This window comes from Pseudomaricurvus alkylphenolicus, from assembly GCF_011683955.1.
Lineage (GTDB): Bacteria > Pseudomonadota > Gammaproteobacteria > Pseudomonadales > Cellvibrionaceae > Pseudomaricurvus > Pseudomaricurvus alkylphenolicus.
This window is the reverse complement of record NZ_JAAQPI010000001.1, coordinates 326053-342357: the sequence shown is the minus strand read 5'-3', so window position 1 is coordinate 342357 and position 16305 is coordinate 326053. Positions and strand designations below refer to the sequence as shown.

Here is a 16305-nt window from a genome sequence, read left to right as displayed (position 1 = left end):
TATGGAACGTCCAATGGTGGACTACAGCCTGACTGGAGAGTCCAGTAAGCAGGCACTGGAAAACGGGCTCGCGGATGCGGTTTGGTATGCGACACCCATCGCCAAGGATGAAATGCGTAAACTGCTGGAACGCAAGGACGGCCCCGCGATACGAGACACGCTGATCTGGTTTGCTTTGCTGCTGGGCTCGGGCTGGGCAGGTTATGTATTGTGGGGCACTGTCTGGGCCGTGTTGCCATTTATGTTGTATGGCGTTATCTATGCGTCCTCGTCGGATTCGCGCTGGCATGAAACCAGTCACGGTACGGCGTTTAAGACCGACTGGATGAACAACGTCCTCTATGAAATCGCCTCTTTTATGATCTTCCGGGAGTCCACCACCTGGCGCTGGAGCCATACCCGCCATCACACGGATACCAGTATTGTCGGGCGGGACTCGGAAATTGCTGTCCCTCGTCCGGCTAACTTGCGCAGTGTGGTGCTGGCATTTTTTAAGGTAGAAGCCATGTGGGCGGAAATCCAGCGCATGATTGTGCACGCGCTGGGCAAAAAATCCGAGCGCGCAGCGGCCTTTGTGCCGGACAGTGAATGGCCAAAGATATTTTTTAAAGCGCGAATCTATCTGGCCATATACGGGGCTGTTGTGGTGACGGCGGTGGCGGCAGAAAGCTGGTTGCCACTGATGTATATCGGTTTGCCGTCGCTGTATGGCTCCTGGCTGGGCATTATTTACGGTATGAGTCAGCACGCCGGATTGGCGGAAGACGTCACGGATCACCGTCTAAACAGCCGCACCATTTACATGAACCCAATCAATCGCTACCTCTACTGGAACATGAATTACCATATTGAACACCATATGTTCCCGCTGGTGCCTTACCACGCGTTGCCGCGCCTGCATGAGTTGATGAAGCACGATTGCCCAAAACCCTACAAGGGTTTGGCCGAAGCCTGGAAGGAAATCATTCCGGCGGTGATTCGTCAGTCTGACGACCCCACCTATTTTGTAGAGCGGGAGCTGCCGGGCAAACAGCCCGAACCGCCGCGACACAGCTATGTGTTCAAGTCTTCCGGCCAAGCCGATGCCGAGGGCTGGATCAAAGTCTGTGATGCTGACGTGCTGCAACGTGAGGATGTGATTCGTTTCGATCACGGCGAATTGACGTTCGCGGTTTATTGCACCGAAGACGGAAACTACTACGCCACAGACGGCATCTGTACCCACGGTAATACCCATCTGGTTGATGGACTGGTCAAGGGCAACCTGATCGAATGTTCCAAGCATAACGGTCGCTTCGATGTACGCGACGGCTCGGTTCAGCGCGCACCGGTGTGTGTCAATCTGCACAGCTATGCGGTTGAGCGGCGCGATGGAGTGCTCTATATGGACATCTCTACTGCGGGTCAAGAGGACGATTCGACCGAACACGCCTTCCGTGTGGTGAGCAATGATAATGTGGCGACTTTTATCAAAGAACTGGTATTGGAGCCCGAACGGATTTCTCCTGGATTTGAATTCCAGCCCGGCGACTATATTCAATTGGACATTCCTGAATACCGGGACAAAACCCTGGGTGATATTGAGGTTGGGGAGGAATATAGTGATGCCTGGAAAGAAGGCCATCTGTTCGGTTTAGAAGCCTCCAATGCTGCGGCCAGTCGTCGTAACTATTCCCTGGCCAGCAACCCGGATAGTGACCGTCAATTGCGTTTCAACGTTCGCATCGCATTGCCGCCGCAGGGACAATTGTGCAAAGCGGGGGCGGGTTCCTCCTATGTGTTTGGTCTTAAACCTGGTGACAGGGTAACGGCTAGGGGGCCCTTTGGTGACTTCCGCATCAAGGACAGCGACCGGGAGATGATCTACGTAGGCGGTGGTGCCGGTATGGCCCCGATGAGATCACACATTTCTAACCTGCTAGAGTCCCAGGGCAGCAATCGCAAGATCAGCTTCTGGTATGGTGCACGTTCACGCAAGGAGATGTTCTATCTGGACTATTTCTTGGAGCTGGAAAAGAAATACCCCAACTTCAGCTTTCACTACGCGTTCTCTGAGCCCCTGGACGGGGAGGAGCCTGCGCCGTTTGAAGGGTTCATTCACAACATGGTACGCGAGCAGATACTGGACACACACCCGGACCCGAAAGCGGTGGAGTACTACCTGTGCGGACCGCCCGCGATGATGCAGGCAACCCGTGGTATGTTGGAGGAATTGGCAGTGCCGGAAGGGCAGATTGCTTATGATGAGTTCTGACCGCTAACTATCAGGAAGTAACCGATCAAAGCGTAAAAGAGGCTACCGAGTTACTCATTCGGTAGCCTCTTCCATTTATAAGAACGGAACAACTGTGTCAGATATGATCTCGGCGGCCTGATAAATAAACTTTATTTACGCTGATAGATAAATCAGTTGTGGTGCGCGCGCCAAAGTTCGTCCAAGCTATAGAGACTCCATACAACGGCCTATGGAGACAGCTACAGGGACTCAGGGAGAGGTGGCACATGAAGATCCGTACCAAGTTAACGCTGGGCGCTTTACTTTTGGCGCTTGTACCCGTTGCGGTCGGTTGTTTCGTCGTCGGGCTCGGCGCTATCGAATCAGGCAGAAACACACTGGAGCAGCAGGCGCAACGTCAGTTGGTCTCCATCCGGGATACCACCGCCGCCAATATCACCAGCTATTTTGACACCATCCGCAATCAGGTTCTAACGCTTTCCAATAATCGCATGATCATGGATGCGGCCCGGGAGTTTTCCCAGGCCTACAGAGAGCTGCCACTGAGTGATACTGAGACAAAACGGGAACAACTGGAGAACTACTATATCCAGAATTTTGCTCGACAGTACCGCGAGCAAAATGGCGGAAACCGTCCTCCAGTGCAGTCTATGCTTGATCAGTTGGAACCTCGCGCACTGGAACTCCAATATCAGTATATCCAGGCCAATCCCCATCCACTGGGTGAAAAACATTTGCTCGCTGCCGCCGAAGACGGCAGTGACTACAGTCGGGCCCATCAGCGTTTTCATCCTCACATTCGCGATTTTCTCGAACGCTTCGGTTATTACGACATCTTCATTGTCGAGCCCCACAGTGGCAACATCGTATACAGTGTGTTTAAAGAGGTCGACTATGCGACCTCCCTGATCAGCGGGTCGTTTGCCAACAGCACCCTCGGTGAGGCTTTTCGCAGAGCCAATCGAGCGGACAGGGATTCAGTGGTGCTGACGGACTTTTCTCCCTACACGCCGTCCTACGAGTCGCCGGCGTCATTTATCGCCTCACCTGTTTACGATGGTGATGAAAAGGTGGCAGTGCTGATCTTCCAGATGCCCATCGACCGGATCAATGCGGTCATGACGCACCAGGGTAACTGGATGAAAACTGGCCTGGGCGCCTCCGGCGAGACCTACCTGGTGGGGCAGGATATGACGATGCGCAGCCAGAGTCGGTTCCTGCAGGAGGACCCGGATGGCTATCTTCGTACTATGGAAGAGGTGGGTCTTTCCACGGCGCAGGTGAACGAGTTGGCTGCCAAGGGTACCAGCATTGGTTTGCAAAGGGTGGATACCGAAGGAACCCGGGCGGCCTTGTCTGGCGATGAGGGATTTGCCCGGTTCAGGGACTATCGTGGTGTCGAAGTGATGTCCGCCTATAAGCTCCTGCGTATTGAGGGTTTGAACTGGGCCATTATGAGCGAGATCGATGCCGAAGAGGCTCTGTTGCCTGTGGTGGATTTGCGTAACGACATTATCAGCAAAGGGCTATTTTCCGGACTGATAACCTTGTTCGCTGCCGGAGTCGCCGGTTGGCTGTTTTCCCGCCAGATCGTTAAACCCATTAATCAGACCGTCGCCATGGTCAAAGATATTGCCGAAGGCGAGGGGGATCTGACCCAGCGGCTTGACGCCAGCGGTAAGGATGAACTGTCTGAGATGGCGCACTGGTTTAACGTATTTGTCGGCAAATTGTTGAATATGGTCTCTGAACTGAACGATTCGGTGGCGCATCTGGCGTCCTCCTCCGAGCAATTCTCAGCCGTCTCCAGAGAAACCAAACAGGACATTGAAAATCAGCATCAGCAAACCCAGCAGGTGGCTACTGCACTGACCCAGATGTCGGTGTCGGTGGATGAGGTGGCCCGGGGGGCCAGCAATGCCGCTGAGGCGGCACGCAAGGCTCACGCCAATACCGGCGAAGGTCAGGTTGTGATCGAGGACTGCCGCAACGCCATTGAAGTCATTGCGACGGAAATTGAAAGTGCCTCCACGGTGATTGAGGAACTGCACGCCGAAAGCGAGAAAATTGGCAGTGTACTGGAAGTGATCGAAAGTATTGCCGAGCAGACTAATCTGCTGGCACTCAATGCCGCTATTGAAGCCGCTCGGGCAGGGGATTCCGGTCGCGGCTTTGCCGTGGTTGCAGACGAAGTACGTGGCCTGGCGCAACGAACCCAGGATTCGACCCACCAGATCCATGCCATCATTGAGCAATTGCAGACCAGTGCCAAGAGTGCCGTCTCGGTTATCTCCAACAGTCGGGTAGGTTCACGCTCCAGCGTGGACAAGGCCATGATGGCTAAAGCGGCGTTTGATCAAATAGTTTCCTCCATCAATGCGATAAACGACATGAGCGCGCAGATCGCCAGCGCAGCCGAACAGCAAAGTGCAACCACCAGCGAAATCAGCAACAATGTGGTGGCGATTTCCAGTGTTTCGGCCAAGACCAACGACAATGCGGAAATGATTGCCGGTGGCAGTACTGAATTGTCGGTTCTGGCAAATCAATTGCGGCAGATGCTTGGGGGTTATAAGACGTCGTAAAGAGCCTGCTTTTATTTTCCAGACTATCAAAGCCAACTCTGTCGATATCTATCTGCGTTTAGGCAAAATCCCCATTTTTTTGGCGATAATGCCCAGCATAACCTCATCGGCGCCGCCGCCAATTGACATAATTCGCTGGTCACGATAGGCACGAGATACAGGGTTGTCCCACATAAAACCCATACCGCCCCAGTACTGCAGGCAGGAATCGGCCACCTCCCGCACCAGTCGGCCGCACTTGAGCTTGGCCATGGAGGCCTTCAGAGTGACATCAATGCCGTTGACATAACCTTCTACTGCGTCGTAGGTCAGCGCTCGCAGTGCCTCTACCTCGGTCTGCAATTCAGCCAGACGGAAGTGGATCACCTGCTGCTCCAACAGAGGTTTGCCATAGACATGTCTTTCCCTGGTGTACTCGATGGTGGAACCAATGCAGTGCTCCATGACTTTCAGCACGTTGGCGGCGGCATAAATACGCTCTTCCTGGAATTGGATCATCTGGTAGGTAAAGCCCATCCCTTCTTCACCAATGCGGTTACGTTGCGGTACGCGCACGTTATCGAAGAATATCTGCGCCGTATCCGAAGAGCGCATGCCCAGCTTATCCAGTCGTTCGGAAAAAGAGATGCCAGGGGAGTTGGTGGGAACGATAATCAGAGACTTGTTGCTATGAACGCTACCGTCACTGGTGTTCGCCAGCAGGCAAAGAAAATCAGCCTGGGTTGAATTGGTAATCCACATCTTGGAGCCATTGATGATGTAGTCGTCACCGTCTTTCTTCGCGTTGGTTTTGATCGCCGCTACATCGGAACCGGCATGAGGTTCGCTGACGGCAATGGATGTCACCACGTCGCCAGCGATAGCGGGAGCAAGAAAGTCTCGTTTGAGCTCATCACTGCCATAACGGGCCAGGGCAGGTGTAGACATATCGGTTTGTACCCCAATGCCCATGGAGACACCACCGCTGTGGATGCGGCCCAGCTCTTCCAAAAAGACCGTCTGGTAGCTGTAGTCGAGCCCCATGCCGCCGTACTCTGCGGGTTTGTGAATTCCCAAAAGTCCCAGATCCCCCAATTTCTTGAACAACATATGGGCAGGGAAAATGCCTTCTTTTTCCCACTCATCGCAATAGGGGTTGATCTCCTTATCTACAAAACTCGCGACGGTCTGGCGAATCGCATTGTGTTCTTCGGTAAATTGCATTGAGGGTGTCTCCTTCGGATAAACTACGCAGAATTGCGGTTACATGAGAGACAGGATAGGAATCCACTCAATGCTGCACATTAAACTAGTTTAATGACGTTGATTTTCCCTCCATCCATTGATGCTTGAATTTTGACAGAGCCACAGGTGTAATGCCCAAATAGGAGGCGATATGGTATTGGGGAATGCGGTCAAGATACCCAGGGAAATTGCGGACAAAACGCTGAAAGCGCTGTTGAGCGGACATGGTGAGAAGCTCGGTTTCACGCCTTTCGTGATGAACCAGCATCTTTTCGCAGCAGTATAAATGGAGCCTCTGCCAGGCCGGGCAATGGAAAATATGGGCCCGGACCTTTGCCAGGCTGGCTTCCACGATAACGGAGGGCTCGAGTGTTTCGATACCAAACCCGCTGGGCTCATCGAGAATAAAGGAGCTTAGGCAGAATATGGTGTTGTTTTTCCCGTAAAAACCCTTGTTGTACTCCTTGCCCTCCGGGGTTATGTAGTAAAAGCGAACCATGCCATCGACGAGAAAGTAGAGTTTGCTGGATTTCTTGCCAATGGCTTGCAGGCAATGTTTCTCGTCTACCACCTTCACCGAGAGATAGGGCCGAAGTCTGTCCCAATCCTCCTGCGGAAAGGATACAAGCTCATGGTAGCGCTGCTGCATTGCTTGCAGAGCGGTTTCTTCAATGCTGTGTGTCACTGTCAGATTACGGAGGCCCCTTACGATACGCTCTATGCAAAAAGATTGTGTCCAGTTTAATGGGCTGACCAAGAATTCGTGTTTGAAATTGCGCCATAGACTTAAGAATATACGCCAGCTGGCGTAAAATTGCAGTTGTACGGTGTGAATTAGTCAATACTGGTTTGTCTTAAGGCGTAACTGGATTGGGCCGTGTCTCGTCGTTGTTATGTTTACAGGATCACCTCCAATTTCTGTTTTCTCAGTTCTCGAGGCGTTACTCCAAATTTCTTTTTAAATGCGGTAGTAAAGTTGTTGGGGCTGCTGAATCCCGTCTCTTCAGCAATAAATGCGATGCCATGATTGGTTTGACTCAAAAGCCTGTACGACTCATTGAGTCTTACGTCTCTTTGGTATTCATTAATCGTTATGCCAAAGTGTTGTTTGAATTCTTCGATTAATTTCGTCCTGCCAATACCTACTTCTCTTGCAAGGCTTTCGAGTGTGTATCGAGAAGTCAGGTTTTCAGTAAGCAGCCGTCGTGCGTGTTGCAGTCGGTCAGCATAGATGTCCACTGGTTTCCTTCCGGCATCCAGTGCTCTGATAAAATCAAGTAAGATATTATTTGCCGAAGTTACCAGCTCTCGATATCGTAAATGCGATTGTACAGGAGCATCCAGAGCCTCATGAGCAGCAGCGATCGCAGAATGGGGAAGCTCTACAGGCTGAAGCAGGAAGGAGCTTCTTGCGCTGTTGTAAAATCTCATCAGCTCTTTCGGCAAATCGGTTTTGCTAATCCCCAGGGCGGATTCGATTCTATCCTTATGAAAATAAATAATTACTCCCTGGCTCTTACTAAACTTAATAGGACTTATATTGGTGGTGGTTCCGTCGGGGGCATAAAACATGGATATAAGAGGGGTATTGATCTTAGTTTCAATGATACCCGCAGGCGTCTCTCCCATGGCGCTGAATGTTATGCAAAATCCCATAAGATTACTGCAATCCAAACTGAGCGCAAAGCGGGCCTCTTGATCCATATTTAATACAGTGAGATAAAGGCCATTGGATATTGTACAGGTTTCGTAATAATTGAATCTGTCTGATGGTGTCGGTGTGATTCGAAGAAGGTTATTTCCACAGCTTAATTGGACGTGATCACGAATGTTCCCTTTGTCGATCCCTATCGACTCGGATTCAGGAGTAAGGGCACTGACATCAACTAAATCGCCTCCAAAGAGGCTGGTCGATTGTTCGCGAATAATAGGGCGCATTACAGCACTCTTATTTCATTTGGTTATAAATATCTGCTGTGGATTGCTCTTCGTTATAAACGAAGGTCCAAACCGCTCGACTAGATTATAAATTGGTTATCGCGTTATTCAAGCGCTGCAAACTCGTATGTAGATTCCCAGAGTTGGTTCCGATCATGCCTATCTAAACACTCTTTCGGCGATCGATCGCTTGCTAGAAGTACCGATATGGGATGTCCAATGCATGTTTCCCAACAGTTTTTTGAACTTGCTAAGGCTATTAATTGAGAAATGCATCTTTGATCGGTGGTTCCCAAATTCTGCAAATCAACCGGTATTGCTGTCATCTCCTGTCCAGGTTTAGGGAGCTACTCGTCAAATCTTCCCCGACCTAAAATAGAGATTATCTGGCCAAATCTAAATGTTTGAGTTCTCACTGTGAAGTATATTTCTCGTGTACCTGATTGGTTATTTGCAGTCTTTAAACCAGCAGATAATAACTGAAAGCAATATACGAGGAGAGAGTAAGTAATGACTGAATTCAATGCACTGGTCTCTAAAATGAGCCTACTGGCAGTTACTATCGGACTGCTAAACAGCGGCGTATGTGCTGACAGTGGAGACTTCACGATAGAGGAGATTATAGTTACTGCCGAAAAACGGGGTGAAGGTCGAAACTTGATGGAAGTTGGGCAAGGTATCAGTGCGATGACTGGCGACAGTATTGAAGCAATCGGAGCCGCTTCAATTGCTGACGTGCTTGAATCGACACCTGGTCTTAATCTTGCGCAAACTGCTGACGCCAATTCGGCGAGCATTCAGATAAGGGGTATCTCGTCGGACTTTGGTGACGCGACTGTAGGGTATTATCTTGACGATCTCCCCTTCACTCGAGTCAATACTTCATTCGTGCCAATTATCTGGGCATTCGATCTCAAGCAAATTGAGGTTCTTAGAGGGCCTCAGGGCACGCTTTACGGCGCTGGGTCGTCCAGCGGTGCGGTTATCGTTCATACCACTAACGCGAATACATCAGAATTTGAAGCCAAGGTTGATACTTCAGTATCGACCACCGAAGGATCGGAAAATAATTATGAGATTTCCGGTGCTGTAAATGTACCCGTTGTAGAGGACGTGTTGGGTATCCGCATCGCTGCAGGCTATCAGGATGACTCCGGCTATATTTCTGATCCAGCGCGCGGAAACAGTAACTTTAATGATGCAGAGCGTAAAAACCTTAGAGCAAAGGTTACCTACACACCCGCAGAGAACATGGAGGTGAGAGCTTCTATCTGGGATTCAGAAACTGAAAATGCCCCGATCTATACAAATGAAGACTACGCTTACGAATCTCCTAACTTGGCATTCCCGATAATGCCATCTTTACGAAATCCAATCGACAACAATGAATACACTCTCTATAACCTGACATTCGAGTATGCATTTACCAGTGCCACATTGTATTCTGCTTCCAGCTACATTGATTTCTCATCAGAAAGTGTGACAACAACTACGGCACCTCTAAATGATCTCTTGAATGAGACATCCAATCGTTCATTCAATCAAGAGCTTCGCCTGGCTTCTACCCATGAAGGTAACTGGCAATGGACTCTGGGTGCTTTTTATCAAGAGTCCAAAGAAAGGCTGAATTTCACTTTTCTCCCCCAATTTCCTCCAACTGATCCTGTCATTCGTGCTGTGAGTGAAAGGTATAAAGCGGAACAGTGGGCACTGTTTGGAGAGCTACACTATAGATTCTGGGATGACAAACTGGAGGCGACAATTGGTCTTCGCTATGTTGAAGACGAGCGTGAAGCCAACGAAGTTACACCTCTCAATGTACTAGCTGGATCTTTGGTCGGACTTCCGACATACAGAGAGGCAAGCTCTGATGATGTAACCCCCCGCTTTAATCTGACCGCTCAGTGGACAGATAACTCGATGACTTATCTCAACATTGCAAAGGGATTCAGGCCGGGGGCACACAACGCTTTCTTGTCTCAGCTTACAGCATTTGGTACTACAAACGTTGAAGCTGCCGCGAAACCGGACGAATTATGGACTTATGAAGTTGGCGGTAAATTTCAATCTGAGGATAATCGTTTCAGTTTAGAGCTCGCACTTTACTACAATGACTGGTCGGATACGCAGGCATTTGAAACCATCTTTGCGCCGGTCCCTGGTGTCCCGGGTCTCCAGGCGCCGCTTCTGGTAGGACGTAATGTTGGAGAGGCAGTATCTTATGGCATGGACTTGAATATTGTTTATGTTCCCTTAGAAGGGTTGCGTATTCAAATGGGGGGTAATGTGAATGAATCCGAATATAAAAATTCATTCGGATCGCCTGGCGCTACCATCGAGTCGGGCTCTCAGATTACACAAGTCCCGGAGTATTCTGTTTATGCCTCAATCGATTACAATCGGTCGCTTTCTGGTTGGGATGGATTGGAAGGTGTTCTGCATCTGGGAATTCAACAGACCGATGAAAAGCCAATATATTCTGTAGGTCAGGTTTACAACAGCGATACATCCACAAGTGTAAACTTACGTCTGGGCATTCAAGCGGAACAATGGGGTCTGTTCCTTTTTTCAAATAATCTGCTAAATGAAGATGGTCTGACAAGTGCCGTCGGATCAACTCTTGATCCGAGTGTTCTTGGGCCCCGAGTAAAACCCAGAACTTTCGGTGTAAATCTGAAGTACAGATACTAAATTCGCCACACGCCATTTAGATCCCGATACCAGGAAAATCTCTCTTTATAGCGATTAGGTACTGGAACTGAACTGTTCGTTGAATTAATTACAGTGTTTATCACTTCACCAATCTGTACGGCTGATAAACAGAAAACGTTTGGAGATTAATTGTGACTACAATGAAAAATATGCCATTGCCCTATTGTGATCCGGAAGAAGTAGGAATTTCAGCGGCAAAGCTTGGTAGCATTTCAAATTTAATCAGTAAGGCTATTGATGACAAGATGATACCTGGGGCGGTCACGGTTATCGCGCGCAAGGGGAAAATAGTTCATGCAGAAGCACAGGGCTATAAGGATATGGAAGCCAAGTCACCTCTTGCGTTAGACAGTCTCTTTAGAATGTACTCTCAAACAAAACCTCTTGTGGCTGCGCTGACAATGCGATTGTACGAGAAGGGACTGATCTTATTGGATATGCCAATAACACAATTCTTGCCCGAATTCTCCAACCTCATTGTTAATTCCATTGAGTATAGCGAACCATCCGACCATGTTCGTGGATGTTATGCGCAGATGCTGGAAACCCCCGCGTGTCGAGACATCACGATTCGAGATTTGTTGACAATGTCAAGTGGATTCTCCACGCATTTTCCCATGGTGGCCGCATCTCATCAGGCGACACTAGAGAAAGTTTGGCGTGGTACGGGGTTCCATCCTTCTGACCTATTGTCTGATTCCATAAACAATCCTGACCGCAGTTATGAAGAAATGGTATTAGCGGTTTCACAGCTTCCCTTGGCATCTCATCCAGGAAGAAGATGGCACTATTCTGCTGATTTTGATGTTCTAACTCTGCTTCTTGAGCGGGCAACGGGTTCACCAATTGACGAACTGATTTCAAAGGAATTGCTTGAGCCCCTGGGCATGTTGGACAGTGATTTCTACTGCCATCCGGAAAAGCTGGATCGATTAACCACTGAGTATGGATGGGATACGGATGGAAATATGGTAGTCAGGGATCGCCCCGAAACCTCAGAGAAATCGATTAACCCTGATCGAAAGCTGATGTCCGGGAACGGGCTATTCGGAGGCATAATTTCTACGCCGGGTGACTATCTAAGATATGCTCAGATGATGTTGGATAATGGAATATGGAAAGGCAATCAACTACTAGGGAGAAAGACGGTAGAGCTCATGACAACGGACCATATTCCTGATAGTGAGGTCGATCTATTCAAGGTACCTGGCTATGGGTTTGGATTCGGCGTTGGGGTACGTCGTACTTTGGCAGGCGTTCATATGCCGGGATCTGTGGGGGAATTTGGCTGGGGCGGTGCAGGAGGCACGAGCTATTTCGTGGATCCCAGTGAAGAACTTGTCGGACTATTCTTTACCCACGTATTCTGTTACCAGTTCCATCCGTTGGCTGATCTGTACGATCAATTTCAGGCAAGAGCATACCAATCACTGCTGTAGTTTGACGAACTTCTACCGATCACTTCAGAAACAATTTTAGAGGACGTTACTTTTGAATAGAAAAGTACTGGTCGCCGGTGTCGGCATGATTCCTTTTGCCAAACCAGGGCAGAGCGAAGTTTACAATGTCATGGGCGAAAAAGCCGCCCGTATGGCGCTGGAAGATTCCGGGGTTGACTACAAAGATGTACAACAAGCCTATGCCGGCTACGTTTATGGTGATTCTACCTGTGGGCAGGCAGCACTCTATGGCGTAGGTCTGAGCGGGATACCCATCGTCAACGTCAACAATAATTGCACAACGGGTTCGACGGCACTGTACCTGGCCCGCCAGGCGGTGGAAAGTGGCGCAATTGAATGTGCAATTGCGGTGGGTTTTGAAGAAATGCGACCGGGCGCACTGGCCACTTATTTCACGGACCGCCCCATTGCATTGACACGATTCGTGGACGCGATGGATGACATCGTTGGCTATGACGAGACGCTGCCGCGGGCGCCTCAGTTCTTTGGCGGGGCGGGCAAAGAGTACGCCGAACAGTACGGTATGAAAGCAGAGACGTTCGCTAAAGTGCAGGTCAAGGCTCGTCAGCATGCGGCGAATAACCCGCTGGCGTTATTCAGAGCGCCCTTGTCGGTTGAAGAGATCATGGAGTCGGCGCCTATTTTCGGTCCGTTAACCAAGTTTCAATGTTGTCCACCAACCTGCGGTGCGGCTGCGGCGATCATCTGTAGTGAAGAGTTTGCTCGCAAACACAATGTACGGTCTCCAGTTGCCATTCAAGCTCAGGTGATGACGACCGATACTGAGTCAACCTTCAAAGACAAAAGCATGATGAAGCTGATAGGTTATGACATGGCACAGAGTGCGGCCGATCAGGTGTATGAAAAAGCCGGAATTGGTCCAGAGGATGTGGATGTCGTCGAGCTTCATGATTGCTTTACCGCAAACGAAGTGTTGACCTATGAAGCGTTACGGCTTACGCCGGCAGGCACGGCTGAGAAGTTTATTCTCGATGGCGACAACACCTACGGTGGCAAAGTCGTGACCAATCCATCGGGCGGTTTGCTGTCCAAGGGCCACCCGTTAGGGGCGACGGGACTGGCTCAATGTTATGAACTGACGAATCAACTGCGCGGCACGGCGGATCAGCGTCAGGTCGCGGGGGCAAAACACGCGTTGGCTCATAACCTGGGTCTTGGTGGCGCTTGCGTGGTTACGTTATATGGACAAGTGAATTAGATGGGAGCGAGAGATGTTTAATCGTGCGTGTCTGGGACTTGTTTCAGAAGACAGGATCGTTGATGTTGAACTTGGTCAGATCAAGCTGTTCTCAAAAGCGATAGGCGAAACAAATCCCATCTATTTTGATGAATCTGCGGCAAAAAAGGCCGGACTTCGCGGGGTTAAAGCGCCCCTGACATTCGGGTTCTGCCTCAAGAGTCTTGCGCCGGCGAAGTACCCCAGTAATGAAGACCTGGGTATCGATTTTAGTAGACTTTTACACGCAGAAGAAAAGTTCGATTATTTCCTGCCGATTTATTCCGGTGATCGACTGACGTTCTCCACCGAAGTTGAGGACATGTATGAAAAAAAGGGTGGGGCGTTGGACTTTTTGATCAGAACAACCAAAGTCTTCAATGAGGCGGGGGAACTGGTCCAAACGCAAACCAATACACTGGTGATGAGAAATGGTTGATGATGAAAAGAGAACGCACCTATCTTATGACGCTATAAAAGTGGGTGACTCTTTACCTAAATTGAAGTTTGGTCCCATAAACAGACACACGCTGGCCTTGTATTGCGGAGGGTCAGGTGACCACAATCCTATTCATGTGGATAGTGACTTCGCCAAAAACTCAGGGTTTGAAGACGTCTTTGCACACGGTATGTTGTCGATGGCCGTGTTAGGGCGTTTGCTCACCGGGTGGGTAGAACAGGATCAAATACGGACATATGGCGTCAGATTTACGTCCATCACGCAGGTTCATGATGTGGTAACTGGTTCTGGCGAAGTGACGGAAAAATACGAGGAAGACGGGGAGAAAAGAATTGTGTTGGACGTGATGACAAAAACTCAATATGGCCGACAAACCCTGTCTGGTACAGCCGTAATTTGTTTAACAGCATAATGTAGAGGAAGATGTAATGGGCACTTTAGAAGGTAAAGTTGCAATAGTATCCGGTTCAGGACGAGGTATTGGACGGGCAATTGCACTGAAGTTGGCATCAGAAGGTGCAGCGGTTGTGATTAGCGATATCGACGATGCGCCCGCTCAAGAAGTGGTGAGTGAGATTTCAGCAGCGGGTGGTAAAGCCGCGGCTTGTGTCGGGGACGTCACGGAACCGGATTTCGGACAGCGATTTGTCAACACAGCCATTGAGACCTTTGGCAGCTTGGACATCGTCGTCAATAACGCCGGTTATACCTGGGACTCGGTGATTCAGAAGATGTCCGATGAGCAGTTTCAGGCAATGATCGACATCCATACGGTTGCGCCATTTCGTATTCTTCGGGCGGCCTCCGAGTACTTTCGAGCGCAAGCGAAAAAAGAGGCCGAAGAAGGCACAGAGGTATTCCGTAAGGTAGTCAATATTTCATCGGTTTCAGGAACCCGAGGAAATCCTGGCCAGGTAAACTACTCAGCAGCGAAGAAGGCGGTAATAGGTATTACTGAAACCTTGGCCAAGGAATGGGGACGCTATAAAGTGAACGTCAACTGCGTTGCCTATGGCATGATTGCCACGCGTCTAACTCAGGCGGTCGAAGGCGACAAGCCCGAGGTTAAGGTGGGTGATCGGGATGTCAAAGTGGGCATTCCCGCCAAGCAGGTCGAAGCTGCAAAAGCCATGATTCCGATGGGTCGTCCCGGTACGCCAGAGGAGGCCGCGGGTGCGGTCTATTTGTTCTGCCTGCAAGAAGGAAACTATGTCACTGGCCAAACCATCGTTTGTGGTGGTGGACGGGAGTAAATAGGCAATGACGGGTTCGGAGAAGGTGTCCAATTGGATGACAGAAGAATATTGTCATCTTCAAGACATGGCGCGGCGCTTCTTTGCCGAAGAGCTGACACCAAACATTGATCATTGGTGTGATCAGGGGTTCGTTGATCGATCGTTTTGGTTGAAAGCTGGTGAGTTGGGTCTGTTGGGGGCTTCTGTACCCGTGGAATATGGTGGTTCTGGCGGAGACCATGGTCATGACACGGTAATTTTCCTGGAACAAGGTCGTGCCGCCGACTCCAGTTGGGGCGCCAGCATCCATAGTATCGTTACTCACTACATTGTTAATTTCGGTTCGGTTGAACAAAAGAGAAAGTGGCTCCCCAAAATGGTATCTGGAGAACACGTCGGTGCCATCGCCATGACCGAACCCGGAGCTGGGTCGGACCTGCAAAGCATCCGTACAACAGCCATTAAGGATGGCAGTGACTACATTATCAATGGTTCCAAGACGTTTATTACGAATGGAGTTGTTGCGGATATTATTGTCGTTGTCGTTAAAACTGAACCGGCGTTGGGCTCTAAAGGCGTGTCTCTAATCGTACTCGACAACACAGAATCGACGGGATTCCGACGTGGCAGAAAGTTGGAAAAGATTGGATTAAAGGGACTGGATACTGCGGAGCTCTTCTTCGAGGACGTCCGTATTCCCCAAGAAAACCTCCTGGGCCATCGCGAAGGGCAGGGATTCTACCAGTTGATGAAGGAACTGGCCTATGAGCGTTCCCTTATTGGGGTAAAGGCGTTGGGGTATTGCGATTTTGCGCTTGCTGAGACGCTTCGTTATGTCAAAGAGCGCAACGCCTTTGGACAACGATTGTTCGACTTTCAAAACACGCGATTCAAGCTGGCAGAGTGCAAAACGAAAGTGGAGGCACTGAGAGCATTTGTGGATCGTTGTATCACCGACATGCTGGCCGGGCAACTGTCAGGAGAAACAGCTTCCATGCTGAAGCTATGGGGAAGCGAGATTCAGGGGAAGATAATGGACGAGTGCCTTCAGCTTCACGGGGGTTATGGATTTATGTCTGAGTACCCTATTGCACGTTTATACTGCGACGCCAGGGTGTCAAGAATTTACGCAGGAACTTCCGAGATTCAGAAGGAAATCATAGCCCGTTGCTTGGACAATTCATAGATTTTTTTCAGATTATGAGTGGGAACGTCCCT

The 16305-nt window shown here is 49.8% G+C and carries 12 protein-coding genes; 9 read left to right on the top strand and 3 right to left on the bottom strand.

Annotated elements, in window-relative coordinates; all coding sequences use genetic code 11:
- The first annotated feature begins 1 nt into the window (after window position 1).
- Together nqrF and HBA55_RS01345 are read left to right on the top strand one after the other, a co-directional pair.
- Window positions 2–2254: an NADH:ubiquinone reductase (Na(+)-transporting) subunit F gene (gene nqrF / locus HBA55_RS01350; RefSeq protein WP_240945850.1), complete on the top strand. Its 2253-nt coding sequence runs from the start codon at window positions 2–4 to the stop codon at window positions 2252–2254.
- Between the two features lie 248 nt (window positions 2255–2502).
- Entirely contained in the window at window positions 2503–4821 is a 2319-nt protein-coding gene (locus tag HBA55_RS01345; protein WP_166985931.1) for a methyl-accepting chemotaxis protein, read from the top strand.
- A 48-nt stretch (window positions 4822–4869) separates the two neighbouring features.
- On the opposite strand, the gene HBA55_RS01340 is transcribed toward HBA55_RS01345, so the two are convergent.
- The 3 genes from HBA55_RS01340 to HBA55_RS01330 form a co-directional block, all read right to left on the bottom strand.
- Window positions 4870–6024 (bottom strand): acyl-CoA dehydrogenase family protein, encoded by a 1155-nt coding sequence (locus HBA55_RS01340; protein ID WP_166985927.1) that lies wholly within the window; start codon window positions 6022–6024, stop codon window positions 4870–4872.
- 85 nt (window positions 6025–6109) lie between these two features.
- Complete coding sequence (locus tag HBA55_RS01335; protein ID WP_166985922.1) at window positions 6110–6730, bottom strand: Crp/Fnr family transcriptional regulator; 621 nt, start codon at window positions 6728–6730, stop codon at window positions 6110–6112.
- A 212-nt stretch (window positions 6731–6942) separates the two neighbouring features.
- Window positions 6943–7983: a helix-turn-helix domain-containing protein gene (locus tag HBA55_RS01330; RefSeq protein WP_166985916.1), complete on the bottom strand. Its 1041-nt coding sequence runs from the start codon at window positions 7981–7983 to the stop codon at window positions 6943–6945.
- Window positions 7984–8493: 510 nt separating this feature from the next.
- On the opposite strand from HBA55_RS01330, the gene HBA55_RS01325 reads away from it, so the two are divergent.
- The 7 genes from HBA55_RS01325 (at window position 8494) to HBA55_RS01295 (ending at window position 16273) form a co-directional block, all read left to right on the top strand.
- Window positions 8494–10674, top strand: a complete 2181-nt coding sequence (locus HBA55_RS01325) for a TonB-dependent receptor (protein ID WP_166985911.1) — start codon at window positions 8494–8496, stop codon at window positions 10672–10674.
- A 161-nt stretch (window positions 10675–10835) separates the two neighbouring features.
- Entirely contained in the window at window positions 10836–12134 is a 1299-nt protein-coding gene (locus HBA55_RS01320; protein WP_240945881.1) for a serine hydrolase domain-containing protein, read from the top strand.
- A gap of 52 nt (window positions 12135–12186) precedes the next feature.
- Entirely contained in the window at window positions 12187–13374 is a 1188-nt protein-coding gene (locus tag HBA55_RS01315) for a lipid-transfer protein (RefSeq protein ID WP_166985852.1), read from the top strand.
- A gap of 13 nt (window positions 13375–13387) precedes the next feature.
- Window positions 13388–13831: a MaoC family dehydratase N-terminal domain-containing protein gene (locus tag HBA55_RS01310; protein ID WP_166985849.1), complete on the top strand. Its 444-nt coding sequence runs from the start codon at window positions 13388–13390 to the stop codon at window positions 13829–13831.
- Window positions 13824–14264, top strand: a complete 441-nt coding sequence (locus HBA55_RS01305) for a MaoC family dehydratase (RefSeq protein WP_166985845.1) — start codon at window positions 13824–13826, stop codon at window positions 14262–14264. Before HBA55_RS01310 ends, HBA55_RS01305 begins: the two co-directional genes overlap by 8 nt.
- A 16-nt stretch (window positions 14265–14280) precedes the next feature.
- Window positions 14281–15105 carry an SDR family NAD(P)-dependent oxidoreductase gene (locus HBA55_RS01300; RefSeq protein WP_166985841.1) on the top strand — a complete coding sequence of 275 codons (825 nt, stop codon included), beginning with the start codon at window positions 14281–14283 and terminating at the stop codon, window positions 15103–15105.
- Window positions 15106–15142: 37 nt separating this feature from the next.
- Window positions 15143–16273, top strand: a complete 1131-nt coding sequence (locus HBA55_RS01295; RefSeq protein WP_206019480.1) for an acyl-CoA dehydrogenase family protein — start codon at window positions 15143–15145, stop codon at window positions 16271–16273.
- Window positions 16274–16305: the final 32 nt, after the last annotated feature.

Coding starts and splice junctions, on each gene's coding strand:
- HBA55_RS01340 (WP_166985927.1), bottom strand. CDS start 6,024: ATGCAATTTACCGAAGAACACAATGCGATTCGCCAGACCGTCGCGAGT.
- HBA55_RS01330 (WP_166985916.1), bottom strand. CDS start 7,983: ATGCGCCCTATTATTCGCGAACAATCGACCAGCCTCTTTGGAGGCGAT.
- HBA55_RS01345 (WP_166985931.1), top strand. CDS start 2,503: ATGAAGATCCGTACCAAGTTAACGCTGGGCGCTTTACTTTTGGCGCTT.
- HBA55_RS01300 (WP_166985841.1), top strand. CDS start 14,281: ATGGGCACTTTAGAAGGTAAAGTTGCAATAGTATCCGGTTCAGGACGA.
- HBA55_RS01295 (WP_206019480.1), top strand. CDS start 15,143: ATGACAGAAGAATATTGTCATCTTCAAGACATGGCGCGGCGCTTCTTT.
- HBA55_RS01320 (WP_240945881.1), top strand. CDS start 10,836: ATGAAAAATATGCCATTGCCCTATTGTGATCCGGAAGAAGTAGGAATT.
- HBA55_RS01305 (WP_166985845.1), top strand. CDS start 13,824: ATGGTTGATGATGAAAAGAGAACGCACCTATCTTATGACGCTATAAAA.
- HBA55_RS01310 (WP_166985849.1), top strand. CDS start 13,388: ATGTTTAATCGTGCGTGTCTGGGACTTGTTTCAGAAGACAGGATCGTT.
- nqrF (WP_240945850.1), top strand. CDS start 2: ATGGAACGTCCAATGGTGGACTACAGCCTGACTGGAGAGTCCAGTAAG.
- HBA55_RS01325 (WP_166985911.1), top strand. CDS start 8,494: ATGACTGAATTCAATGCACTGGTCTCTAAAATGAGCCTACTGGCAGTT.